Below are 23,016 nucleotides of genomic sequence, written 5' to 3' on the forward strand. Positions count from 1 at the left end.
CGTGACTGTTCTGACGCGTACCTGGGTCATTCTCATGGCCCTCACCGCTGTTTCCCTGCTTGCTGGACGACCAGGCGCAGAGGGCAGCATCGGCCTGCTCGGGATCGGCCTCGTGCTGATGGCGGCCAACTTCAAAGCCGACCAGATCCTCACGCATTTCCTCGGTCTCCAGCGCGCCGGATCCGGCTGGCGTATGCTGTTCCGGGTCATGCTCACGCTGCTGGGGATAACGATATTCGGGATCTATGCTCTGGCGCCCATGATTGCGGCTGCCTCCCATTGAGATCGATGCGGGCAGTAAGTCGATGACCGCAGTAATCTCACCCAACCGGATCCGGGCATGCTGGCACTGGACTTCCGTGATGGACATGGAGTGGAACTATCATGCGCTTTCCGACTGAACGCTTTGATCATGAACAGACTGCCCACGCCGACCCTGGGCAACCATGATCAAAGCGTTCAGTCGGAAAGCGTTTCACGCCGGCTAGCTGATCACCGGCGATTGCGATCCAATGGTACCGCCAAGCCCCGGATGCTCATGACCGGCAGCAACAGTTTTCAGTCCGTCAAGCACGCGATTGATGACCGTCAGGTCGCGACGGGTCGCATAGACGGCATAGGCCGAGTGCGAAAATTCCGGCGTTCCGCTCACCCGCCGCAGGCGGCCGTCGGCCAGAAAAGGATTGACGGTACCGATCCTGAAATAACCCGAGCCGCCAGCTGTCAGGAGATAAGCCAGGGCAAGAGGACCAAGCGAAATCGATACCGGTGGGCTGACAAGTTCGGGAAAAGCGGCCTGATGGCTCGCCGCGAAGGTCGGGCCCCAATCGACATGAATGTACTGGCCTGGGATCATCGCGCCATCCGGATCGCTGGTCACCATAACCAGCTTTTCATCGGCAATCAGTTCGGTGGCGAGGTCTGGTCGCTGCTGTGGGCTGTAAAGAACAGCAATATCGAGTGAGCCCTCCTGCACACGGTCGAGCAGGCGTACCGGGCTGTCAACATCCGCCCGCAACGCAAACTCAGGACATTCCTGATGCATCCAGATGAGCCATTCGATTAGCAGCGGTTGCCAAAGACTGAGTTCGCCGCCGAGACTAACAACATCCTCCCGCCCCGGCGGAAGGGCCACTTGATAGCGGGCGCGCTCCCACGCCTGAATGAGGGTCACGGCGTGGTGGACGAAGCGCTCGCCGGCAGGCGTCAGGCGCGCGCCCGCCTTGTTGCGGACAAACAGCCGGCGGCCGAGTTGGTCCTCAAGCGCTCGGATCCGGGCGCTTACGGCCGTCTGGGTCAGGTGCAGATGCTCCGCGGCGATGCCGAAACTGCCACTCGACAGGACCTCGAGAAACGTGCGGGCAAGGTTGATATCCATTACTTTTATATGAATAATCTTGCTGGCATTCGCAAGCAAAATTCATTGGTCTGCCGGAAGGATGTACGGCACGATTGTCGTAGGAAACAGATAAATAACTCAACGGATATGTTGATTATAGCGTACCTACAGGCGTGGTCTGAAAGACGCGGCGCACGGAGTTGGCCCAGGACATGAGCGATGCAGATCACCGCAGTTCCGGACTGAACGAGCCACAGTGGCAGCAGCTGAAAGCTCTGACGGCCTCCCTTAACCCAGCGCAGACAACTTGGGTGAGCGGTTTTTTCGCCGGGCTTGATTATGCCGCCAGGGCTGATCTGGTTCCTGGTGGTGGCGCGACCGCAGGGTCTGCCATTCCCGATCTGCCAGCCGCCGCACCCGGCGCCCGGACGTTGACGGTCCTCTATGGCACCGAGACCGGCAACAGTGCCGCCTTGGCGACAACTCTGACCGATCAGGCAAGGGCGCGCGGTCTGAACGTCACGATGCACGACATGGCGACCTACAAGTACCGGCATCTCAAAAGTGAGCAGGATCTTGTAGTCATCGCAAGCACCTATGGCGAGGGTGATCCGCCGCAGTCCGCCACCAGCTTCTTCGAGTTCATCGAAGGACACAAGGCGCCGAAGCTGCCCGATCTGCGCTTCGCCGTTCTGGGACTTGGCGATTCCACTTATGAATTCTATTGCGAAGCCGGTAAACGTCTGGATCGCCGCCTTGAGGAGCTTGGAGCGCAGCGGCTGAAGCCTCGGGTTGACTGCGACGTGGATTATGACGAGCCGGCGGCGGCCTGGATCACTGACATTCTAGTAAGCCTGGACAGTCGGCGACCCAACGGCGCCTCCGCCACCACGGCCAAGCCCGCCCCATCGCCTCAAGCGCAGGCCCCGGTCTTTGACAAGCGCAACCCGTTTCCGGCACCCATCATCGAGAACATCGTCCTTACGGGTCGCGGCTCGTCCAAGGAGACGCGGCATGTCGAACTGTCGCTCGAAGACTCCGGCCTGACCTATGAACCGGGCGATTCACTCGGCTTGATGCCGAGCAACCATCCCGCATCGGTCGATGCGGTTCTGACAGCTCTCGACCTGGTGCCTTCGACGCCGGTCAAGGTCAAAGGCAAACCAACTCCGCTGAGCGACGCCCTGCGGACGGATCTTGAAATCACTACGCTGACCCCGCGCTTTCTCGATCACTGGGCCGGGATTTCGGATGCGGACGCGCTGGTGCGGCTGACACAGGCCGACCATGCGGACGAACGCGCATCCTTTATACGCAACCATCACATCATTGATGTGATCCGGCAGTTCCCGGTGAATAAAATCGATGCGGAAACCTTTGTCGCCGGCCTGCGACCGCTTCAGCCCCGGCTCTATTCCATCGCTTCAAGTCTTACCGTTGCTCCGGACGAAGCGCATCTGACCGTCGCGACCGTCCGCTACGATCTTCATGGCGAAGCGCGCCAGGGCGTGGCATCCGGTCATTTGGCCACGCGCGGCGAACTGGATAGGCTGTTGCCGGTCCATATCCAGAAAAACCCGCACTTCCGTCTCCCCGCCGATGATGTGCCCATCATCATGATCGGTGCGGGAACCGGAATCGCGCCCTATCGTGCGTTCATGCAGGAGCGCGAAGCGCGCGGCTCATCCGGGCCATCCTGGCTCTTCTTCGGTGAGCGCAACTTCCGCACCGATTTCCTCTACCAGACCGAATGGCAGACGCTCATCAAGGACGGAATCCTTACCCGCATGGATGTTGCCTTCTCGCGCGACCGGAACGCCGACGGTCGGGGAAAGGTTTACGTTCAGCAACGGCTCAAGGAGCGTTCCCGCGACGTGTTCGCCTGGCTTGAGGAGGGCGCACACCTCTATGTCTGCGGCGATGCGGCACGGCTGGCTCCCGATGTCCACCTGGCGCTGGCAGCGATCGTGGCGGAGGAAGGCGGCCTGGGTGCCGCCGCTGCCGAAGACTATCTCCAGCGCCTTCAGCGGGATCGCCGTTATCAACGCGATGTTTATTGAGAACAGGTACATGACCGTGACCCTCTCGCCGTCCGACCGCAGCCGTGATCTGTCGCAGCCTCTGGACCGGCTTGGTCCGGATGAAACCCTGAAGGCATCGAGCGACCAGCTTCGCGGCACGATCTCTCAAGGGCTGCTCGACCGTCTCACGGGCGCCGTAGCGCCGGACGACACCAAGCTGATGAAGTTTCACGGCATCTATCAGCAGGATGACCGTGACCTGCGTGACGAGCGCAGGCGGCAGAAACTTGAGCCAGCCTATCAGTTCATGGCCCGCGTGCGCCTTCCGGGCGGTGTATGTACACCGGCGCAGTGGCTGAAGATGGACGAACTTGCCCGCGCCTATGGCCAGGAGACACTGCGGCTGACAACACGGCAGACCTTTCAGTTCCACTGGCTGCTCAAGCATAACCTGAAAGCAACGATCCAGGGCCTTCATGAGGTGCTGCTCGACACGGTCTCCGCCTGCGGCGACGATGCCCGCGGCGTGATGTGTTCCGTCAATCCGCATCTGTCGGCACTCCATGCCGAGGTCTACGCCCTGTCCAAGCAAGCAAGCGACCATGCCATCCCCCGGATGCGGGCGTATCATGAGATCTGGTACGGCCAGGAGCGGGTTGCATCTTCCGAACCGGAGGAACCGTTCTATGGCCGAACCTATATGCCACGAAAGTTCAAAATCGGCTTCGCCATCCCGCCGGTCAACGACATCGACGTCTATGCGCAGGATCTGGGCTTCATCGCCATCGCCGACGAGACGGGCTTGCAGGGTTTCAACGTCGCGATCGGCGGCGGTCTGGGGCGCACGGATCAGGCGCCCGCCACATATCCGCGCCTGGCTGATGTCATCGGCTTCGTGAAGCCGGGTGACGTTCTGGCGGTCTGCGATGCGGTCATGGGGGTGCAGCGGGACTACGGCGACCGCAAGGACCGATCCCATGCGCGCTTCAAATACACGATCGACGACCGGGGTCTGGACTGGATCAAGGGCGATATCGAGCGCCGGCTGGGCTTCGAGCTGGGTGAGGCGCGTGCTTACGACTTCGTCTCGAACGGCGACGCGATCGGCTGGCGGACCGGCGACGATGGCCGTCATCACTTGACGCTCTTCATCGAGAATGGCCGTATCGCCAACCTGCCCGGCCGGGCCCTGATGGACGGTTTCCGGGACATCGCGGAAATTCATGACGGGGAGTTCCGGCTGACGCCGAACCAGAACCTGACGATCGCGCAAATCTCTGATGAGAAACGGCCCGAAATCGAGCGGTTGCTGGAGAAGCATGGATTGTGCGGCCTCAACCGGCAGAGCGCCCTGCGGCTCAATTCGATGGCCTGCGTCGCCCTGCCGACTTGCGGTCTCGCCATGGCGGAGAGCGAGCGCTACCTACCTTCGCTCCTGACCCGGATCGAGACGCTTCTCGACCGCCATCGCCTCACCGATAAGCCCATCACCATCCGGATGAGCGGCTGCCCGAACGGCTGTTCGCGGCCCTACATCGCCGAGATCGGTCTCTCCGGACGGGCACCGGGCAAGTACAACCTTTATCTCGGTGGCGGCTTCCACGGCCAGAGGCTCAACCGGATGTATCTGGAGAACGTCGGTGAAGAGGCCATTCTCGCGGCACTCGACACCACGCTCAGCCATTACGCCCGCGAACGGCTGGAGACTGAGCCTTTCGGGGATTTCGTCATCCGTGCTGGCTACGTGAAGGAGGTCAAGGCCGGAAAGGACTTCAACAGCTGATCCGGTGAGCGGAACCGAGTCCACGCATGGCATCAAGGACAGGGAAACAGGGCATGACAGACACCAGGTCACCGCGGACCATCGCCGCCGCCAACGGTATCGGCCAGGATGCGGCTTTCGGAGCGGTCGCGCCGCCGATATATCTGGCGAGCAGCTATAAGTTCGGGGGGTTCGAGCAGCCTGGAGCTTATGATTATTCCCGGACCCGCAATCCGACGCGCGATCAGCTTGCCGACACGCTCGCCAGGCTGGAGGGCGGTGCGGGAGCTGTCGTCGTCGCGAGCGGCATGGCCGCCATAGACTTGGTCCTGTCCCGCCTCGAGCCGGGCGAGTGCGTGGTGGCGCCGCATGATTGTTACGGCGGCACTCAACGCCTGCTTAACGTCCGCGCAGCCAAAGGCCAGTTCGAAGTCGTTTTCATCGACCAGAACGATGCCGCCGCCGTCGATACGGCGTTCGCGACGGGCCGGCAGAAACTGGTGCTTATCGAAACGCCCAGCAATCCGCTCATGCGTGTTGTCGATATCGCTGTCATCGCAAGGAAGGCCAAGGCGGCGGGGGCGGCCGTCGCCGTTGACAACACCTTCCTGTCCCCTGCCCTACAGCAGCCGATTGCGCTCGGCGCCGATTTCGTCATTCATTCCACCACCAAATACCTCAACGGCCACTCGGATATCATCGGCGGCGCCGTGATCGCCGCGGAAGCCGAAGACGCCGCCACCCTTGCGGCTTGGGCCAATGTTACCGGGGTGACCGGCTCTCCCTTTGACGCTTACCAAACGCTGAGAGGGATCCGAACCCTGTTCCCCCGCGTCGAGAGCCAGCAGCGGAACGCCGAAGCGGTCGCCGCCTTCCTTGAGGCGCAGCCGCAGGTAAAAACCGTCCACTATCCCGGTCTGCCATCGCATCCGGGCCATGAGATCGCCAGGAAGCAGCAGCGCGGTTTCGGCGCCATGCTCAGCTTCGAACTCAACGGCGGGCTTGAAGAAGTTCGACGTTTCGTCAACGCGGTTCGTATCTTCACCCTCGCCGAGTCCCTCGGTGGCATCGAAAGCCTTGTGGCCCATCCGGCGACCATGACGCATGCCAGCATGGATCCGCAGGCAAGGCGCACTGCCGGAATCACGGATACGTTATTGAGATTGTCGGTTGGGCTCGAGAGCGAGGGTGACCTTTTGGAGGATCTGGCGCAGGCGTTGAAATCTGCTGGAATCGGAGCGGAGGCTTTAGCACGATGATGCATGATGCTGGAAATATACGCGCGCTGACCGGCTCTTCTTTGCTGGAAGCACTTCTCCAAACATCGTCAGACGCCATCGTGGTGTCGGATGCCGAGGGCAGGATCGTGTTCTGGAATCCTGGCGCCGCCCGCATCTTCGGCTTCGATGCCGTAGAGGCCGTGGATCAATCGCTCGACCTGATCATTCCCGAGAAGCTCAGGGCCCGGCACTGGCAGGGTTATCGCCATGTCATGGCGACAGGCCATAGCCGTTACGGCGAAGGCGATCTGCTGTCGGTCCCGGCCCTGACAAAGGACGGACGGCGGATCTCGGTCGAATTCACCATCGTGATGCTGCGCGACGAGCACGGGACCGCGGTTGGAATGGCCTCGATCATGCGCGACAGCACGAAGCACTTCGAGGAACTTAAATCCCTCCGGCGGAAGATTGCGGAATTGGAGAGTGCGGCGCCAGCAGCTTGATGCGATGATGAGGAGGCCTGATCATTTCACCAGGTCACTTGCAGTCACCACTTGATCCTTCCGCGCAGGTGCGGCCATCCACCCAAGTAACGCCTGTCAAATTGGTGTAGGTCAGCTCGACGCGTTTGAGGTCGGCGCCGGTGAGGTTTGCCCGGCTCATATCGGCAGCGCGGATCTGGGCCGCGGTAAGATCGGCGTCGGAAAGATTCGCGCCGGAAAGATCCGAGCGATTCAAGATCGCATTGGACAGGTTTGCATTCGAAAGATCTGCACCTGACAGGTCCGCCCGGTACAGATCCGCTCCCCGAAGATCGGCCCCGGACAAGTTCGCGTTCGACAAATCGGCGCCGGCCAACTCAGCCTTCAACAGATTCTGTCCGGAGAGGTTACCTCCCGCGCAGCCCGTGCGAGGCTTTATTTCACAGCCTCGAATGGTTTGCTGCGCCGAACCATCACTGGCGCTGAAAAAGATGAAGGCGAAAAGGGCCAAGCCTCCGTACATCAATGTTCGCATCTTCGTCAGCTCCTACATGTACGCGGGGCTTGTTCTCGGCAAATTCAACAATCGGCTGGCGAAATGATCGCACCTCTCCAGAGTTACACAAATTCTTTTGAAAAATCACGCATCAAGCAGCCGCTTTCAGTTTCGCCTATTGGTTAGTCTGTTTCACGCTGATCCTGCATCGGAAACCTGAGGGATTTCGAAGAGTGGATCCGACCTATAGGGGAGAAAGCGGGTATCCTGTCCTTCACAAGATACTGTTGGCGAATTCTGAAATGAGGCTCCATTTGGCCTCTGCGGGTAAAAATTCTGTTTCTGGCCACATTCTGGGCCAAGTTCCGAGTACCTTGGCCCCGATCGTCGAATTCACCAACAGTATCTTCACAAGGGCATGATCACTGCAGCGCTGAGTCATCAGGAAGATGCGGCGCTCCGAGCGCAACAACCAGCAGGTTCGCCACCTGGACGGCGCCGAAATGCCACGCAGCGCCTTCAACGAGCCAAGGTCCTGTACCGCAATACCTGAGCCAGCCTCCGGCACGGGCGAGCAGCATCATGGCGGCGAACGAGCCGAGATTGATCCAGAGATTGGCTTCCTGGTTTTCGCCGATCAGGAGATAGAGAATCACTCCCCAGGCCAGATTGACCGCGAAGACACGGCGCAGAAAGCTCCGTCCATGCGGAGCGGTTTTGCTGGCAGGGCGCATCGGCACTCCTTGGACGTGGTGATCTAAGATCGTTACCGAACATGTTGATGGAGGCCTGGAAGCTACCCCTATTCCGACCAGCCGCCATCGCGGTCTGTAACTGCCCGCGAGAACCGTGATGACAGGCATCCATGAAAATCATTCAGCCCGCGCTCAGCTCTCGATGACCTGTTCGACAAAGATACGGCTGTTCGGGCGCAGTTTGCTTGCGTCGAAGCCTTCGATTAAGCAAAAGACCAAGCACAAAACGAGGTTGGCGATCAGGCTGGTCTAAGGGGGCATCGAGGATCTTTCGTTGTCTGGGAGGTTGGTTCCCATTCCCCAGAACCTGCTTGCGATGTGGGAGGTGAGTGTTCCATATCAACCAAATTGGATCATCTTGAACTTATTTCCGCCATTCTCCATATCACGGTCATGTTAAGCTCCGAACAGTGTCGTGCCGCTCGCGCACTCCTCAACTGGACCCAGGAAGACTTGGCGGTGCGTGCCGGCGTCAGTCGCAGCACGGTGCGCGGGTTCGAGCGAGGCGAGCATGAACTCCAGCGGGCCAGCGCTGCCATGATCCGCATGACTCTCGAACAGGCTGGCGTGATCCTCATCGAAGCCGATGAGCAGGGAGCAGGAGCGCGGCTCCAGTCACCTCACCGGCCTGATCAATCAGATGCGCGCTAGGGCATGGTTGCATCAAGTCTGGCTGCATCAGGTCTGACAGGAGCATTCAGCAGCATCATCTCCGGAACCAGTCGCGGCACACCTTCATGTGCGTTCGAAGACTTTGGTGCTTACCTGAGTTTGAGGAGAGCCACCTGGAAGATCGGGCGATGAGGGAAGTGGCGGCGGCGGTGGCGGCACCTCGTCGCAGCCTTCGCTGCGGTCGCGGTACAGCGCCGCGCGCGCCAGCAGCATCAGGGTGACAGGTGTGGTGACGACCATGAGGACCGCGATCAGCAGCTCGTGCAGCACCAGGCGCGTCTGCAAAACGGAAAAGAACAGCATAGAGGCGAGCAACACGCAGCTGATCCCCATCGTGGTGCCCAGCGTCGGAGCATGGATCCGCTCGTAGAAGCTCCCGAGCCGCAGCAGACCGAGCGAGCCGGTCAGCGCCAGTCCGGCCCCGAGCAGAAGGAGCAACGCTGTCGGCAGCGCCGCCCAGGCTGGAAGATCCGCCGCGTTTGTCATTCAATCACCTCTCCGCGCATGAGGAACTTCGCCAGCGCCGCCGTTGCGACGAAGCCGAGCAATGCTATGACCAGAGCCGATTCAAAGTACAGCGTGCTGCCGGTTCGTATGCCGAAGGTCAGCAGCAGCATCGTGGCGTTGACATAAAGGGTGTCCAGTCCAAGCACCCGGTCCTGCGCGCGCGGGCCGCGCAGCAACCTGTACACAGCACAGGCCATGGCCAGGGTCAGGAGGATCTGAGCCAGGAGAATGGACCAGCTCAACAGTTCCGTGGTCATTCGAATATCTCCACCAGCCGCTTCTCATAGCGGTCCTTGATGATCCGCACCCATTCCTCCTCGTCGATCAAATCGAGGACGTGCAGAAGCATGGTGTTGTCGGCGGAATCATACTCGACCCAGAGGGTGCCGGGCGTGGCTGTGATGATGCAGGCCAGCGCCGCCAGGCCGTAGGGAGCGCGCATGTCGAGCGGAATTCTCACGAAACCGGATTTCCGCTGCCGCGTCGCCGGAAGCAGGATAATCCGGGCAACGGCCCAGTTGGAGCGGACGATTTCGGCCAGAACCACCAGTGCGAGCCTGAAGGCCGCGCGCGGCCGCCGGAGCCTGGTCTTCGGCGGGGTGAGCGTCAGCAGCGCCCGCGCAGCACCGATCGCCAGGATGCTGCCCAGGATGATAGTCCCTGGGGTGAGGCTCCCGGTCAGCAGCAGCCACAGGACCAGCAGGGCCACGGTCAACAGGGGGAAAGGAAGCCACCGTCTCATGGGCGACCTTTCTCGGCCCGCTCCGGGGCTCGAGGCGCCGGCACTACGCTCCGGACATAGTCCCGCGGCGCGTGGAGCGACTGGGCGGTTGCTTCCATGTAGCGCATGACCGGACCCGCCTGGATGGTGAGCGCCAGGCACAGGGCGAGCAGCAGCACAATCGGAACAACCTCACTCACCTGCACCCGCGGCACCTGCGCCGCCGGCGACGCCCAGAACACGTCGATGCCGGTGCGGGTCATGGCGATGACTGTTGCCAGTCCAGACAGGATCAGGGCGGCGAGCAGCGCCCAGGTGGTGGCGGACACGCCGTCGCCGGAGCCGAGCAGGGGCGCCAGCATGGCGAATTTGGCGAGAAACCCGGAGAGAGGCGGCAGCCCCGCCAGCAGCAGGGCACAGCTGATGAAGCCCATGCCCAGCACCGCCATGGTTCCCGGAATGGCGAGCCCCATTTCCTCCTCCTCATCCGCATCCTCATCGTCGCCGAACGCTTCCCGCGTCACGGCCAGCACGTCCGCTCCGACTTCCCGGCCGCGCTCGATCAGCTCGATCACAAGAAAGAAGGCGGCGATCGCGAGGACGGAGCTGGTCAGGTAGAAGAGCGCGCCGCCGGTCACCGCGACCTGACCGGTGCCGATCGCCGCCAGCAGCGTACCGGAGGAGACCAGCACGCTGGCGCCAGCCAGCCGCGCCATGTTCTGCGTCGCCAGCACCGCCAGGGAGCCGAAGGCGATGGTCAGCAGCCCGCCGATCATCAGCCAGGCGCCGCCAAATCCAGCCGAGTCGCCTGCACTCTCACCGAACATCAGCAGCCACAGCCGGAGTACGGCGTAGATGCCGACCTTGCTCAGGATCGAGATGATGGCGGCCGAGGCAGTGCCGGCGGCAGCGTAGGTGGTGGGCAGCCAGAAGCCGAGGGGCCACATCCCTGCCTTGATCAGAAAGGCGATGCCCAGGATCGCGGCGCCGACTTCAACCAGGGCTCGATCCTCGGTCCGAAGACCGGCGATCCGGCCCGCGAGGTCGGCCATGTTGAGCGTGCCGGCGAGGCCGTAAATCATGCTCACCCCGATCAGGAAAAGCAGGGATGCCACCAGGTTGATCGCGACGTAGTGCAGACCTGCCCGGACACGGGCAATGCCGGAGCCGTGCAGGGCCAGCCCGTACGAGGCGGCCAGCATGACCTCGAAAAAGACGAACAGGTTGAAGAGATCACCGGTCAGGAAGGCGCCGTTGAGCCCCATCAGCTGGAACTGGAACAGGGGGTGAAAGTGGGCTCCCGCCCGCTGCCAGTGGGCCAGCGAGAACGTCAGGGCAGCAAGCCCGAGGACGGCGGTCAGCACCAGTATCAGTGCCGACAGACGATCCAGCACCAGCACGATGCCGAACAGCGAGGGCCAGTCGCCGAGCCGGTACACGCGCACTGCGGCCTCGTCCGTACCCCCAATTGCGCCGTCGGCCAGAAGCAGTAGCAGGAGCGCCGATGCGAGCTGCAGGAGCGCCGAGGTCATGCCGAACGCTGCCTTGAGCGGGCGCCGCCGCTCGCCGATCAGCAGCATCAGCGTTCCGGCCAGGAGCGGGATAACGATCGGCGCGATCGTCAGGTGGTCCATCCAGCCGCTCAACGCTCCTGCTCCTTTCCATCAACATGGTCGGTCCCTGTCAGGCCGCGCGCGGCGAGAAGCAGCACGAGAAACAGGGCGGTCGTGGCGAAGCCGATGACGATGGCGGTGAGGACCAGCGCCTGGGGCACCGGGTCGGCGTGCAGGGCAAGGTCGCCCGCCATGCCTTTTTCCAGCACGGGGGCGGCACCCGTGCGGAGCCCGCCGGTCGAGAAGATGAACAGGTTGACGGCGTAGGACAGCAGCGAGAGGCCGATGATCACCTGAAAGGTGCGCGGCCGCAGCAGCAGCCAGACGCCGGATCCGGTCAGCACGCCGATACCGAGTGCCAGGATAAGCTCCATCAATCCTCTCCCGCCGGAACCTGCTGGGGCACCGGTGCCGGAACCTTCGCCGGTGCTGGATATGTGCCGACAATTCGCGGCGTGGCGCGGTGGCCGCGAACCGACTGGTGAGCGATCGCGATCAGCATCAGCACGGTGGCGCCGACCACGAGCGCGAACACGCCGATATCGAAGATCAGGGCGCTCGCGGTTGGAATTTCTCCGATGATGGGCAGATCCGCGTAAGCAAAGTAGGAGGTCAGGAAGGGCCGGCCGAACAGCCAGGCTGCCAGCCCGGTGCCGGTAGCGAGCAGCAGCCCGACGCCGATCCAGCGCAGCGGACTGATCCGCAAGCGGGCTTCGGCCCACTGTGTTCCGCCGACCATGTACTGGATGATTATCGCGATCGACGCGGTCAGCCCCGCTGAGAACCCGCCGCCCGGCAGGTCGTGACCGCGCAGCAGCAGGAACAGCGCCACCACGCAGATCACCGGGAACAGCAGCCGGGTAAGGACGGCGGGTATCAGCAGCCAGTCGGCGACGGTGTCGCCTTCCCGCCGGTCGGGTCGCGCAATGTCATAGGCGCTCTGGTCGCGCTGCTGCTCCGGGATGTCCACACTGTCCGGGGCCGGGCGGAAGCGCCGCAGCAGCGCATAGACGGTCAGCGCCACAGCCCCCAGCACGGTGATCTCGCCCAGGGTATCGAAGCCGCGGAAATCCACCAGGATCACGTTGACCACGTTGGTGCCGCCGCCCTCGCTGTAGGCCCGTTCCAGGAAGTGCTGCGCCAGGAGTTCGGGAGGGAACCGCGTCATCACGCTGAAAGCGAGGGCGGCCATGCCGGCGCCGGCCGTAACGGCGATGGCGAGGTCGCGCAGGCGGCGCGTCATGGTGATCGCCTCGGACGCGCGAGAACCAGGAACGTCGAAGCGCTTCGGCAGCCAGCGCAGCCCCAGCAGCAGCAGGACGGTGGTGACGACCTCGACCAGCAGCTGCGTCAGGGCAAGATCGGGTGCCGAGAACCAGACGAAGGTCACGCAGACGACCAGCCCGGTGCCTCCGAGCAGGATCAGGGCGGCGAGCCGGTGAAACTTGGCCTGCCAAGCAGTGCCCAGAGCGCAGGCAGCACCAATGGCCCAGACCAGCGCCAGCACGGGATCGATGTCCGAGGGCGTCAGGTTGCCCGGCCCGGGCACACGGATGTAGACGGTCAGGGCAGCAGCAACAATCGCCACGCAAACCACCAGCCGCAGCTGGGGCTGCAGGCGCCGGGTGCCGAACAGGCCCTCGAGCGTGCGCGCGAGACGCCAGGAGAGAAAAACCATGGTCCGCTCGAACATGCGCCGGCCTTCCAGCCCGCGGATCACGGGGGGGCCATCGATCCCCCTCAGCAGATGCCGCTGGAGTGCCAGGTAGAGAACGAAACCGACGGCCATCGCCGTCAGGCTCATCATCAGCGGCCGGTTGAAGCCGTGCCAGACTGCCAGGCTGTACTCGGGTGTTGTCGCACCAAGGGCGGAATGCGCCGCCATATCCAGGTAGGGCCCAACCGCAGCCGCCGGGAGAACGCCAATGATGATGCAGGCGAGCACCAGGATCTCCACCGGGAACCGCATCCAGGCCGGCGGTTCGTGCGGCGTGTGGGGCAGCCCCACCGGGTCGGGACCGAAGAAGGCGCCGTGGATGAAGCGCAGGGAGTAGGCGACGCTGAAGGCACTTGCCAGCATGGCGGCGAAGGGCAGCACGGAGATGAACAGCGCAGATGACGCCTGGGCCGACAGGGCTTCGGCGAAGAACATCTCCTTGGAAAGGAAGCCGTTGAGCAGCGGCACGCCGGCCATGGCGGCAGCGGCGACCAGGGCCAGCCGTGCGGTGAAGGGCATGGAGCGGTTCAGCCCTGAAAGACGCCGGATGTCGCGTGTGCCCGTCTCGTGGTCGATGATGCCCACCGCCATGAACAGCGACGCCTTGAAGGCGGCATGATTGATGATGTGGAAGATGGCCGCCACCATGGCCAGCTCGCTGTTGAGGCCGAGCAGCAGCGTGATCAGCCCGAGGTGACTGATGGTCGAGTAGGCCAGCAGCCCTTTCAAGTCGTGCTGGAAGATCGCGATGTAGGCGCCGAGCAGCAGCGTGGCGAGGCCGGCCGACCCGACGATCCAGAACCATTCCTCCGTCCCTGACATCACTGGCCACAGGCGCGCCATCAGGAACACGCCTGCTTTCACGAGCGTCGCGGAGTGCAGGTAAGCCGACACCGGCGTCGGCGCCGCCATGGCGTGCGGCAGCCAGAAATGGAACGGGAACTGCGCGCTCTTGGTCAACGCTCCCAGCAGGATCAGGACCAGGGCTGGCAGGTAGAGCGGATGCGACCGGATCAGGTCGCCGGACGCCAGCACGCGGTCGAGGTCATAGCTGCCGACGATGTGGCCCAGGATCAGCACGCCGGCGAACAGGCATAGCCCGCCGGTGGCGGTGACGGTCAGCGCCATGCGGGCGCCATCGCGTGCGGCCGCCGTGTGGTGCCAGTAGCCGATCAGCAGGAACGAGAAGAGGCTGGTCATCTCCCAGAAGAAGACCAGCTGGATCAGGTTACCGGAGAGGACCATGCCGGTCATGGAACCCATGAAGGCAAGCAGGAAGGCAAAGAAGCGCGGTACCGGATCTTCCGCCGCCATGTAGTATCGCGCATAAACCACCACCAGGCCCCCGACGCCCGACACCATCCCCGCGAAGAGCCAGGCGAAGCCGTCCATTCTCAGGGAGAAGTCGAGCCCGAGGGTTGGCATCCATTCGGACGCGTGGCGGACGACGCCGCCCGCCGCCACCGTCGGATAGGCGGCCCACACGAGAGCGAGCCCGACCAGGGTGGTAGCGCCCGCCAGCCACGCCGCGGCATTGCGTGCGTGGGTGGGCAGCAGCCCGGCTATGATCGCCCCGATAAAGGGGAGACTGACGGCGGCGATGAGCAGCAAGGCGTCTGGCATGGTCCCCTGCGATCAAGTGTTGCGAGGCATGGAAATCACCTGTTCACAGGTAAAGCGATAGTGTGGAGTGTCTGAGACTGGACAACCGATCATGTCTCCTCCCGCGCGACGTCCGGTCCCGGAACAGTCAGCTGACGCACGAGTTCGACCACCTCCTCGGGCGTCTCCGCGAGGCGCAGGCGGCGCAGGGACTGCGGCTCGCGCAGCGCCCGGCAGATCTCGGATATGGTGGGTAAAATCCCCTTGCCGCCTCCCGCCGGCCAAAGCACCAGGAAAACGAGATCGACCGGCTCATCATCCCGGGCATCGAAATCGATCGGACGCTGGAGCCGGGTGAACAGAACGATCGGCGGATGTGTCCCGCTGAGCTCCGCATGGGGAAGTGCGACGCCTCTGCCGAGTGCCGTGGAGCCGATCTGCTCCCGGTCCCGCAGGGCTTCGAGGATCTCCTGACTGGAGCGCCCGAGCCGGCTTGCCGCCTCATCCGACAAGACTTCAAGCAAACTCCGCTTGTTGCCTGCGCTCACGTCGAGGATGACGTCCGCGACGGAAAGGAGGTCCGAAATCGCCATCCGTTTCTCCATAGTGGCGGTAAAACTGCCTCGTATTTCCGATGCTATCCACAACCTTTCATTTTCGGCCGTGGGCAAATGAAATGTTTATCCGTGACAGGCCTGCGCCTCATAGACAGAGAGAGAAGAGATGGCAAGTCCTGCGGTCATTTAGCCGCAACGCCTTGACAGTCCTATGATGGAATGCCGCTTATCGAGTGACGAGACCTAATCCTTGATGAGACTTGGGAGGAAGCGCAGCAAGAGGATCGACGACGATGTTGTGGGTAATAGGCTTTGGCACCGATTTGCCCCCGTGAATGCTGAAGTGGATCCATCCTCTAAGTAAAATCCGCATGTCGCATGTCAACCAAAATGTACGATATTGACTGATGGAAGCAGCCTTTCCATCCAAGAGCCTGTCTTCGAACGAACCGGAGCGAAGGCCCTGTTGGAAATCATGCTTGGAGATACTATGCCGGCTATCGAGGGCTATTCATTGATTCTGATGGCCACCATCGGCTGAACAATACAACAACTGCTCTGGTGGTTGAAGGCGCTGGAAGTCATGCCCGGCCGACGTCTCACAATGTTAGCCTTAGTCCGGCACCTCGGGTGCCGCAACCAACCTCCTCGACATCACAAAGGTCATTGCTCGCCGCTACCGGTAAATATCTCCCAAGTCGAAAATCTCGTATTGGTCGGCAAACTGATCCCAGCTGGCTACCCCATGGGCGTCCACAATGCGTTGGCAGGCCATCTCGATCGCCGCGTCAGGATCGGGACAGCCGGAGACATAGACCGTATCCATCAGAACAGGTCGAGAAATGCTGCCGGCCTGCACGTTTTTGTAGAAGTTGATCTGGCAAGGCTTTCTGTCTGAATGAGGAAAGCCGATGTCGCTGCGAGAAATAAGGCCGATCACGCGATCGGTTCGATTGCGGACGGGGAGGCGTCGAACCCCACATTCAGCCATAATCTTTAACGCCGTGTCCGTCGTCTGATCGGCGTCACAGCAGATCGGTTCGCGTGACATGATGGTTTCCACTTGAATCCGGTAGCTGTCCTGTCCCTGGGCCAGTGAGCGGACGACGAGATCCCGATCGGTCACGATGCCAACGAGCCGGTCGGGGCTCCCCACGAGCAGGCAACCAAGGTCGCGATCCCGCATCAGCCGGGCTGTCTCGACCAGCAATGTCGTCCCGTCGATGAAAATCCCGGGCTGTTCCATCACCTGCCTGACTTTTATACCTGACATATCATGATCCTCCGGTTTCCCTCTCTATCGGCTCCAGTCGGTACGGTCGCTTCGCAACAGCCTTTCAAGCTGGCACCCGCCCGTTTGCAACGTAGGCCGGGACATCCCCCTACAGCGTCGTGCCGTCGGCCCCGGCCGGCCGGGCGCGCGGCACCGAAACAGTGCTCGGGCTGAAGGTGCCGATGAAGTGGCGGTCGTGATGACCATGCCGATGCCCCGTCATAGCGTCGAGGTTCAGGACCGCCTCCAGCCCACTCTCCAGCATCGCCTCGATGGACGAGCGGATGTGCTGGCGCACCCGGCTTCGAGCGGATCGAACCAATCCTCCCCGAGCACTGGAACCGGAGACTCGTTGGCTGTAATCTTCTCCATGGCGTGATTCCCTGCGGCGATTGTCAGACCGCCGGTATGGGTTCCTCGCCTTCAGGAGATTACGCCGCCCGTCGGCTTCCCACCAACAGCGACACGACCCTGTGTTCAGCGAGACAGCAGCACTGGAAGTTGCAGCTGCCTCAGGATTCCGCTCGTGGCGCCGCCCAGCACGAAATCCCTCATGCGGGAATGCCCGAAGGCACCCATCACGAGCATATCCGCTCCAACTTCTCGGGCATGCTCCTGTAGAGCTTGCGCGATGGGGCGACCCTGGCTCTGTACCCTTGCAACCATCGTTTGGATCTCGTGTCGCGTCAGATATTCCGCTAACCGGCTGCCAGGATCTTCTTCTGGCAAGGACTTCTCGTCGGTGACCGAGGCAATTGTGATGATCTGGGCTCGGCGCAGAAAATCACGGGCATCAGCTACCGCACGTGCCGCCACGCTGCTTCCATCCCATCCAATCATCACATGACCGAATGTCGCAACCGGCATCTCTTCCGGAACCAGCAGTGTTGGCCTGCCGGAGCCGAAGATAGCAGCTTCGGCGGTGGCCTGGAGTGCGTCGTTCTTAGACTCAAGGCCCACCATAACAAGATCATGGTAGCGACCATGAACAGCGACGGCATCTCCAAACGCCGCAGGGAGACACTCGATTTCAGTCGTTCGGAGTGAAATGCCCGCTGGCCCCGTCTCGTCTCTCATTGCCTGTACCAGTTCTTCTCCGCGGAGCCGGCATTTTTCCTTCGCGTCTCCGATCATGGCAGGCACGTCGATCAGCATATTGCCAAGTGCGCTGGAGACCCTTGGGATACTCACCTTGAGGACGAGCGCATGAACATCGGCGTCCAAATGGCGCGCGACAGCAGCAGCGTGAAGCGCTATTCCGTTCTCATCTGGCATCGGATATGTGTGCAGCGGCACAAGCATCTGTGTCTTCATAGTGAATTCTCCCGTAGAGGGTTAGAGACACCGTCGTGAGGCCTCGGAAGTAAAGGCATCACCTGCTTCAAGACTTTGACTTGTCGCCAGAGCGTGCCCGGAAGGGCGCCGTCAGGGATACTCCATGCGCGGTTCGTCGATCTCGAGATGATCCTGCACTGAGCGGACCCCGGGAATGATCATCGCTGCCGTCGCCAGTGCCCGCCGCTCTTCCCTGGAGGCAATTTTCCCGAACAGGTGCACGACGTTCTCGAACACCACGATTTTCGATGAGGGATCGAGGCGCCATCCATGGTTGGCGATTTCGGCAGTCAGCCTGGCTTCGATAGCTTTATCATCAAGCTCCTCCTTGGGCGCCGTCAAATCCTGGACCAGCAAAGCGCGAACGAGATCGAGGCGGCTGACAATACCAACCAGATTCCCTTCATCGACCACCGGCACGCGCTTGATGTTGCGGCTCGCCATAATTTCAGCAATTTTCGACAGAGGCGTGTCCGATGTCACGGCAACGACGTTCCGGGTCATAACATCCGCCGCCGTTGTGCCGTGCGCTTTGACATAGGCCACAGCTCTGCTCAGTCGTTCCAGAAGGGAGTCGGGTTCGCCAGCTCTCTGGGAAACGTCCGTACCAATCTCCGGTCGGCGCATCAGATCGCCTTCCGTGACGATCCCGACCAGCCTGTCGTCGGCATCGACTACCGGCAGGGCGCTGATCCCGCGCTCGGAGAGGGTGGTTGCGATGTCCAACACCGATGTCTCGGGCCTGACCCGCAGCACCCGCTCGGTCATGATATCTGCAGCGCGCATGAGATTTCCTTTCTTTCAAACACGGCATAATGGCCACGGCATGACGGTGACCGGGCTCTGAAGCCGCGACTGCGGCCGGGCAAACGGACCGGTCAGTGACCCATCAGGACGGGGACCGCCATGTGGAGCAGAACGTGCCGTGTGGAGCCGCCCAGCACCCACTCCTTCAGCCTGGAGTGCCCATACGCACCCATCACCACCAAATCGGCTGAATGCCGTGCGGCCGCAGCCAGAATGGCGGGGCCCGCATCCGCATCGTCGGTCCCGATCGGCTCAACGGCTACCGACACACCTCGAGCGGCAATCGCGGCACCCATGTCGAGCCGCGGCCAGCGCGTGATCGAAGGGTAGGAAACACGCTCCCTGCCCTGCAGGACCAGCACCTTTTCCGCGCGGTCGATAAAAGGCAGGGCTCCGTGCAGCGCCGCAGCGGCCTGCCGGCTTCCGTTCCAGGCAACGACGATCGACCGGCCGATGTGGTCGAAATGGCCGGCATAAGGCACGATCAGGACCGGGCGGCCGCTCGACAGGACACAAGTCTCGGGCACGTCGAAACCGATCTCATCGGCAACAAGATCAGTCTGTTCAACGATGGTCAGGTCGTGATACCGGGCAACCAGGCCCAGCACCTCGGCCGCGTCGCCTTCCGCAACCTGCCAGTCATAGGACACAGCCGCAGCCTCCGCCAGCGCGCGGAACCGGCGCTCGGCCGCAGCGGCGAGATCATAGGATTGTTCGATTCGCGCGGTGGAGGTAGCACTCCCGCTGCGGAACAGGAGCCTCAGCATCGACACGTCCCGCAATGTCGCGAGGGCAGTGAGGCGGGCATCATGCACCTTGGCGACTGCCACGGCAGCCGACTCGTGCGGAGATGACGACTCGCACGGCTTCACATGGACGAGGATGTTGCGGAACATACTGTTTTCCCTCCCCTCATTGGGTTTAGGGTACTCTCCCTAGATGCCTCCGGCATGACATAAATCAACCTTATCTCAGCCAGGCGAGCTCAGAAGCCGATCAGGCAAAAGGAAAACGTCCGGTCGAGCATGCGGCCTATCCGGCCCATCTCGCCATCGGGCAGTCCGGCCAGCGCCCGCTGCCGGTTATCGGCATGATCCGCCGGGATCCGCCGCCTTCGATCAAGCGCCAGCGCTCGCCGCCGGCGTCGAAGAATCGGCCGGATATGCGGATCGGCAGAACCGGGCGGCCTGAATTCTTCAATGCAGCACGATTCCTGGTGCTTTGTCTGAATCGGATCCCTGTAGTTGGTTTTCATTCTTCAGAGCGGCGGGTGCAGCCGAGGATCGAGCGCGAACCCTGTAAGCTCCAGATGCGACGGAACCGACGAATATCAGGGTCAGCAGCGTTTCGGAACGTCTTTGGGATTGACAATGAACACGTCGCCCGGCTTGTCGATGGTGATGGCCGTCAGGACGAACGGCTCGATATCCAGCACCCCAAACCCCTTGTGGACCGCCACTTCCAGGATCGCCGTTGCTGGATCGATCGAGTAGTAGACTGCTCGGACGACGCTGACCCTCCACCGGCCGCCGCCGAACTTGTACGATCCTTCACCGCTGTCCCATGTCTCGCGATATTCGTTCTGATCGAGCCGCCAGGCGACCAGCTCTCCGGAAACCAGGGTATTTTCCAGTGGCGTCACGTATAGACATCGTAGGCAAGGCGTCCCAGGAAGGTCTCGACCATCTCGATCCCCGGCGGCGTATCCAGGAGTTCGATCGGAACCTGGTTGTCAAGTCCCATGGCCGGCCGCTCGAGCCACCTTTCGGCTTCGTCCTGCGATCCAAAGACTTCCATGGCCTGGGTCAGTATCTCCGCCAGCTTCCAGGTCCGGCCGCCCTGCTCCGCGCTGAGCGGTTTTTCCGGCGCCGCCGAGCGCCGCTGGCAGGTGCGGACACTCATGCCGACCGCCTTCTCGATGTCGATTGGCTTGAGAACGCGAAGATTCGTGACAAAGCTCTGCAGCGCGCGACCGGGCAGGCCCTTCCTGATCGCGTTGTGGGCATCGAGCGGCGTCAGGATGCGCTGGCTGAACACTTTCGATCCGCCGAGAAGATCGACGACCCGTTTGTACTGTCCGCCCGGCTCGTCCACGCTTTCATTCCTGGCCATCTCCGACTCCTTGTTGTCAAGTATCGCAGTCAAACTGACCCATGTCGCAGGGGATCCAAGGGCAACCGCACGGGATGCAAACCTCCGCGTTCCCCATGTCTTTAGAGACCCTCGTCAGAGACAAGTGGGATATTTTTTGGTGGCGTCGTAAAGGTCTCTTGAGACTTAGCAGCAGGCAAGGCAGCGGTGCGTCAACTTCTTCATGATGCATTTTGTGCCCCATGAACCGGCTGATTTGACCTCGATCAAGCCTCTTACCGAATAAAGAGCTATTCTCGTCCTCCAAAAAATGCAGAAAACCCAAGGGTGAGAACGGAGAAGAGGCCATGACAGACATCATGTTCATGCTCGCCAATGATCATCGCAACATGACGAAAATTCTCGACGCTTTGCGGAGACAGATCAGCTTGATGGATCACGAGGGATCGCCGAACCACCACCACATCCGGAGCATCCTGGTATACATCCTCGATTATCCGACTCAGGTACATCATCCTGTAGAGGATCTTGTATATGGTGAACTGAAGATCCGTGATCCTGCCATCGCCCGAAATCTCGATGGCATTGAACAGGATCATGCGGAACTTGAGAAGCAGACACGGCAGTTTGCCCAGGCAATTGACCGCGCGCTTCAGGGCGAGGAGTTGCCGCTTCAGTGGCTTGTACATATGGGACAGAATATGATCGACCGGCAGCGATGCCATATGGCTGCTGAGGAAACGACTCTTTTCCCGGCAGCCCGGAGCAGCCTCACACCCACCGACTGGGCCAATATTGCCCTGGTGTTAGGCGCCCCTGACGATCCGCTGTTCGGCCCGCGGACCCGGGAGTTCTTCCGGTGTCTCCACCAGGATATCATGATATCGGAAGCCGTTTGATCCCACAGCGCCATGCGATGGATCTGAGGCGCCCATACCCCTGCCCACGCATTCTAAGGCGGCATCACGCTCCAGAACAATCCAGATTTTACGCATTTCACTGTAGCCGCCGGTAGACAGAAGGTCGGCAATGATCAGGAGGCACTGCGATCTCCTTTGTGGGTCTGCGTTTTACCGTCAGGGTAGGTGAGCAGTGCAACCGATCCCGCCGTGTCACGGAGAACTCTGTCAGCCCCCGCTATGGGCATCAGGGTCAGTGCGGTCGATAATGCATCGGCCGTGGTGGCATCGCGCGCGACGACGGAAACGCTGGCATACCGCGCAGCACTGATCCCGGTAGCGGGGTCAAGAAGATGATGAAATCGGCCGGAGGCATCAAACTGGAAGCCGGAAGCCGCCGAGGTGGCAACCGCCCGGTCTGCCACCTCAAGCGTGCGTGCAATCCGGTCAGGCACCCAGGGATCTGCCAGGCCGACCCTCCATGCCTGTCCACTGGGGTGAGTGCCAAGCGCCCGGATCTCGCCGAGGTCGGCCAGCACGCTGTCGCATCCGCCCGACCGCAGGATTTCAGCAATGCGATCGGTAATGAAACCCTGGGCGATGCCATTGAGCGTGACCGCCATGCCTTTTTTCGCGAAGGTTACGTGGTCCGCATCGAGCAGTAATTCGTCATATCCGACCAGATCGAGGGCGCGCTCCACAGCATCCCGGTCAGGGCCTGCGGCAGGTGAATCTGTCCTGGAGAAATGGTCGGCATAGAGCCGCCACAGCGGCTGAACCGTGACATCGAAGGCGCCACCGGTCAGCCGGCTGAACCAGATGCATTCGCTCAGCAGCACCACCAGATCCGACGGTGGGCCGTCCAGGTATCCGTCACGGTTCAGCCTGCACAGTGCCGAGTCCGGACGGTAAAGACTGAAGATGTTTTCCAGTCGGCCGAGCTCGGAGACGCATCGCTCAATCAGCTGGTCGGCAGTGCCTGGGTCCGGGTGGTGGACCGCGATCGACGCCGGCCCGCCGAGTGCGGCACCGCTCCAGCGACGCAGCAGAGGAGATGCTGCTGATAGCGGCAAAGGCATCAGGCCCAGTGAGGTGACGCCTGCGGACAGGCTGAGAAACCGGCGGCGCGAGAGGTTCTGTCCCATCA

The 23,016-nt window shown here is 61.8% G+C and carries 25 protein-coding genes and 1 pseudogene; 7 read left to right on the plus strand and 19 right to left on the minus strand.

Annotated features, from left to right (window positions below; genetic code table 11):
* Position 1: 1 nt before the first annotated feature.
* Positions 2–283 carry a cytochrome C oxidase subunit IV family protein gene (locus tag N826_RS30450; protein WP_084721303.1) on the plus strand — a complete coding sequence of 94 codons (282 nt, stop codon included), beginning with the start codon at positions 2–4 and terminating at the stop codon, positions 281–283.
* 201 nt (positions 284–484) lie between these two features.
* On the opposite strand, the gene N826_RS30455 is transcribed toward N826_RS30450, so the two are convergent.
* Positions 485–1,417, minus strand: a complete 933-nt coding sequence (locus N826_RS30455) for a LysR family transcriptional regulator (RefSeq protein WP_211099425.1) — start codon at positions 1,415–1,417, stop codon at positions 485–487.
* Positions 1,418–1,551: 134 nt separating this feature from the next.
* On the opposite strand from N826_RS30455, the gene N826_RS30460 reads away from it, so the two are divergent.
* From N826_RS30460 to N826_RS30475, 4 genes are read left to right on the plus strand one after another with little or no spacing between them, the layout of a single operon-like run.
* The gene (locus tag N826_RS30460) at positions 1,552–3,399 is read left to right on the plus strand and encodes an assimilatory sulfite reductase (NADPH) flavoprotein subunit (protein ID WP_044435205.1); all 1,848 of its coding nucleotides are present in this window, start codon (positions 1,552–1,554) and stop codon (positions 3,397–3,399) included.
* Positions 3,400–3,409: 10 nt separating this feature from the next.
* On the plus strand, positions 3,410–5,143 hold the full coding sequence (locus N826_RS30465; RefSeq protein WP_044435206.1) for an NADPH-dependent assimilatory sulfite reductase hemoprotein subunit: 1,734 nt from the start codon (positions 3,410–3,412) through the stop codon (positions 5,141–5,143).
* Between the two features lie 53 nt (positions 5,144–5,196).
* Positions 5,197–6,381: a cystathionine gamma-synthase gene (gene metB, locus N826_RS30470; protein ID WP_044435207.1), complete on the plus strand. Its 1,185-nt coding sequence runs from the start codon at positions 5,197–5,199 to the stop codon at positions 6,379–6,381.
* A complete protein-coding gene (locus N826_RS30475; protein WP_244619686.1) occupies positions 6,378–6,845 on the plus strand; it encodes a PAS domain-containing protein in 468 nt (155 codons plus the stop codon). Before metB ends, N826_RS30475 begins: the two co-directional genes overlap by 4 nt.
* A 34-nt stretch (positions 6,846–6,879) precedes the next feature.
* Here N826_RS30475 and N826_RS30480 read toward each other — a convergent pair whose 3' ends face one another.
* Positions 6,880–7,359 (minus strand): pentapeptide repeat-containing protein, encoded by a 480-nt coding sequence (locus tag N826_RS30480; protein ID WP_084721304.1) that lies wholly within the window; start codon positions 7,357–7,359, stop codon positions 6,880–6,882.
* Positions 7,360–7,742: 383 nt separating this feature from the next.
* Entirely contained in the window at positions 7,743–8,054 is a 312-nt protein-coding gene (locus tag N826_RS30485; RefSeq protein ID WP_044435209.1) for a hypothetical protein, read from the minus strand.
* 414 nt (positions 8,055–8,468) lie between these two features.
* Here N826_RS30485 and N826_RS30490 point away from each other — a divergent pair, with 414 nt between their 5' ends.
* Positions 8,469–8,726, plus strand: a complete 258-nt coding sequence (locus N826_RS30490) for a helix-turn-helix domain-containing protein (RefSeq protein ID WP_044435255.1) — start codon at positions 8,469–8,471, stop codon at positions 8,724–8,726.
* 84 nt (positions 8,727–8,810) lie between these two features.
* Here N826_RS30490 and mnhG read toward each other — a convergent pair whose 3' ends face one another.
* The 15 genes and pseudogenes from mnhG to parS form a co-directional block, all read right to left on the minus strand.
* Positions 8,811–9,233 carry a monovalent cation/H(+) antiporter subunit G gene (mnhG, locus tag N826_RS30495; RefSeq protein WP_044435210.1) on the minus strand — a complete coding sequence of 141 codons (423 nt, stop codon included), beginning with the start codon at positions 9,231–9,233 and terminating at the stop codon, positions 8,811–8,813.
* Positions 9,230–9,511, minus strand: a complete 282-nt coding sequence (locus tag N826_RS30500) for a K+/H+ antiporter subunit F (RefSeq protein ID WP_044435212.1) — start codon at positions 9,509–9,511, stop codon at positions 9,230–9,232. Before N826_RS30500 ends, mnhG begins: the two co-directional genes overlap by 4 nt.
* Positions 9,508–9,996, minus strand: a complete 489-nt coding sequence (locus N826_RS30505) for a Na+/H+ antiporter subunit E (protein ID WP_044435214.1) — start codon at positions 9,994–9,996, stop codon at positions 9,508–9,510. Before N826_RS30505 ends, N826_RS30500 begins: the two co-directional genes overlap by 4 nt.
* Positions 9,993–11,621, minus strand: a complete 1,629-nt coding sequence (locus N826_RS30510) for a monovalent cation/H+ antiporter subunit D (protein WP_244619687.1) — start codon at positions 11,619–11,621, stop codon at positions 9,993–9,995. Before N826_RS30510 ends, N826_RS30505 begins: the two co-directional genes overlap by 4 nt.
* The gene (locus N826_RS30515; protein ID WP_044435218.1) at positions 11,618–11,962 is read right to left on the minus strand and encodes a Na+/H+ antiporter subunit C; all 345 of its coding nucleotides are present in this window, start codon (positions 11,960–11,962) and stop codon (positions 11,618–11,620) included. The genes N826_RS30510 and N826_RS30515 overlap by 4 nt, the downstream gene beginning before the upstream one ends.
* The gene (locus N826_RS30520; RefSeq protein WP_044435219.1) at positions 11,962–14,928 is read right to left on the minus strand and encodes a monovalent cation/H+ antiporter subunit A; all 2,967 of its coding nucleotides are present in this window, start codon (positions 14,926–14,928) and stop codon (positions 11,962–11,964) included. The genes N826_RS30515 and N826_RS30520 overlap by 1 nt, the downstream gene beginning before the upstream one ends.
* An 89-nt stretch (positions 14,929–15,017) precedes the next feature.
* Entirely contained in the window at positions 15,018–15,500 is a 483-nt protein-coding gene (locus N826_RS30525) for a PTS sugar transporter subunit IIA (protein ID WP_044435257.1), read from the minus strand.
* Between the two features lie 640 nt (positions 15,501–16,140).
* A complete protein-coding gene (locus N826_RS40680) occupies positions 16,141–16,737 on the minus strand; it encodes a CBS domain-containing protein (protein WP_052832307.1) in 597 nt (198 codons plus the stop codon).
* Between the two features lie 115 nt (positions 16,738–16,852).
* Positions 16,853–17,109, minus strand: a pseudogene (locus N826_RS30535) (IS256 family transposase); the annotation flags it as partial.
* A gap of 105 nt (positions 17,110–17,214) precedes the next feature.
* The gene (locus tag N826_RS30540; protein WP_044435222.1) at positions 17,215–18,051 is read right to left on the minus strand and encodes a universal stress protein; all 837 of its coding nucleotides are present in this window, start codon (positions 18,049–18,051) and stop codon (positions 17,215–17,217) included.
* Positions 18,052–18,162: 111 nt separating this feature from the next.
* Positions 18,163–18,858 carry a CBS domain-containing protein gene (locus N826_RS30545; RefSeq protein WP_044435224.1) on the minus strand — a complete coding sequence of 232 codons (696 nt, stop codon included), beginning with the start codon at positions 18,856–18,858 and terminating at the stop codon, positions 18,163–18,165.
* Positions 18,859–18,950: 92 nt separating this feature from the next.
* Positions 18,951–19,775 (minus strand): universal stress protein, encoded by an 825-nt coding sequence (locus tag N826_RS30550; RefSeq protein WP_052832309.1) that lies wholly within the window; start codon positions 19,773–19,775, stop codon positions 18,951–18,953.
* 89 nt (positions 19,776–19,864) lie between these two features.
* On the minus strand, positions 19,865–20,134 hold the full coding sequence (locus N826_RS30555; protein WP_044435226.1) for a hypothetical protein: 270 nt from the start codon (positions 20,132–20,134) through the stop codon (positions 19,865–19,867).
* A gap of 81 nt (positions 20,135–20,215) precedes the next feature.
* Positions 20,216–20,521 (minus strand): RES family NAD+ phosphorylase, encoded by a 306-nt coding sequence (locus N826_RS30560; protein ID WP_052832311.1) that lies wholly within the window; start codon positions 20,519–20,521, stop codon positions 20,216–20,218.
* On the minus strand, positions 20,518–20,991 hold the full coding sequence (gene parS / locus N826_RS30565) for a type II RES/Xre toxin-antitoxin system antitoxin (RefSeq protein ID WP_044435228.1): 474 nt from the start codon (positions 20,989–20,991) through the stop codon (positions 20,518–20,520). The genes N826_RS30560 and parS overlap by 4 nt, the downstream gene beginning before the upstream one ends.
* Before the next feature lie 326 nt (positions 20,992–21,317).
* Between parS and N826_RS30570 the strand changes: the two genes are divergently transcribed.
* Positions 21,318–21,869 carry a hemerythrin domain-containing protein gene (locus N826_RS30570; protein ID WP_044435230.1) on the plus strand — a complete coding sequence of 184 codons (552 nt, stop codon included), beginning with the start codon at positions 21,318–21,320 and terminating at the stop codon, positions 21,867–21,869.
* A 134-nt stretch (positions 21,870–22,003) separates the two neighbouring features.
* Here the strand turns inward: N826_RS30570 and N826_RS30575 are convergent, their stop codons facing one another.
* On the minus strand, positions 22,004–23,014 hold the full coding sequence (locus N826_RS30575; protein WP_044435265.1) for an FAD:protein FMN transferase: 1,011 nt from the start codon (positions 23,012–23,014) through the stop codon (positions 22,004–22,006).
* Between the last annotated feature and the right edge of the window lie 2 nt (positions 23,015–23,016).

Origin of the sequence: Skermanella aerolata KACC 11604 (assembly GCF_000936425.1) — a bacterium.
GTDB classification, from domain to species: domain Bacteria; phylum Pseudomonadota; class Alphaproteobacteria; order Azospirillales; family Azospirillaceae; genus Skermanella; species Skermanella aerolata.

Coding starts and splice junctions, on each gene's coding strand:
- N826_RS30570 (WP_044435230.1), top strand. CDS start 21,318: ATGACAGACATCATGTTCATGCTCGCCAATGATCATCGCAACATGACG.
- N826_RS30520 (WP_044435219.1), bottom strand. CDS start 14,928: ATGCCAGACGCCTTGCTGCTCATCGCCGCCGTCAGTCTCCCCTTTATC.
- N826_RS30500 (WP_044435212.1), bottom strand. CDS start 9,511: ATGACCACGGAACTGTTGAGCTGGTCCATTCTCCTGGCTCAGATCCTC.
- N826_RS30480 (WP_084721304.1), bottom strand. CDS start 7,359: ATGCGAACATTGATGTACGGAGGCTTGGCCCTTTTCGCCTTCATCTTT.
- N826_RS30545 (WP_044435224.1), bottom strand. CDS start 18,858: ATGCGCGCTGCAGATATCATGACCGAGCGGGTGCTGCGGGTCAGGCCC.
- N826_RS30465 (WP_044435206.1), top strand. CDS start 3,410: ATGACCGTGACCCTCTCGCCGTCCGACCGCAGCCGTGATCTGTCGCAG.
- N826_RS30490 (WP_044435255.1), top strand. CDS start 8,469: ATGTTAAGCTCCGAACAGTGTCGTGCCGCTCGCGCACTCCTCAACTGG.
- N826_RS30475 (WP_244619686.1), top strand. CDS start 6,378: ATGATGCATGATGCTGGAAATATACGCGCGCTGACCGGCTCTTCTTTG.
- N826_RS30515 (WP_044435218.1), bottom strand. CDS start 11,962: ATGGAGCTTATCCTGGCACTCGGTATCGGCGTGCTGACCGGATCCGGC.
- N826_RS30460 (WP_044435205.1), top strand. CDS start 1,552: ATGAGCGATGCAGATCACCGCAGTTCCGGACTGAACGAGCCACAGTGG.
- N826_RS30525 (WP_044435257.1), bottom strand. CDS start 15,500: ATGGCGATTTCGGACCTCCTTTCCGTCGCGGACGTCATCCTCGACGTG.
- N826_RS30505 (WP_044435214.1), bottom strand. CDS start 9,996: ATGAGACGGTGGCTTCCTTTCCCCCTGTTGACCGTGGCCCTGCTGGTC.
- metB (WP_044435207.1), top strand. CDS start 5,197: ATGACAGACACCAGGTCACCGCGGACCATCGCCGCCGCCAACGGTATC.
- N826_RS40680 (WP_052832307.1), bottom strand. CDS start 16,737: ATGTCAGGTATAAAAGTCAGGCAGGTGATGGAACAGCCCGGGATTTTC.
- N826_RS30540 (WP_044435222.1), bottom strand. CDS start 18,051: ATGAAGACACAGATGCTTGTGCCGCTGCACACATATCCGATGCCAGAT.
- N826_RS30575 (WP_044435265.1), bottom strand. CDS start 23,014: ATGGGACAGAACCTCTCGCGCCGCCGGTTTCTCAGCCTGTCCGCAGGC.
- N826_RS30555 (WP_044435226.1), bottom strand. CDS start 20,134: ATGAAAACCAACTACAGGGATCCGATTCAGACAAAGCACCAGGAATCG.
- mnhG (WP_044435210.1), bottom strand. CDS start 9,233: ATGACAAACGCGGCGGATCTTCCAGCCTGGGCGGCGCTGCCGACAGCG.
- N826_RS30485 (WP_044435209.1), bottom strand. CDS start 8,054: ATGCGCCCTGCCAGCAAAACCGCTCCGCATGGACGGAGCTTTCTGCGC.
- N826_RS30550 (WP_052832309.1), bottom strand. CDS start 19,775: ATGTTCCGCAACATCCTCGTCCATGTGAAGCCGTGCGAGTCGTCATCT.
- parS (WP_044435228.1), bottom strand. CDS start 20,991: ATGGCCAGGAATGAAAGCGTGGACGAGCCGGGCGGACAGTACAAACGG.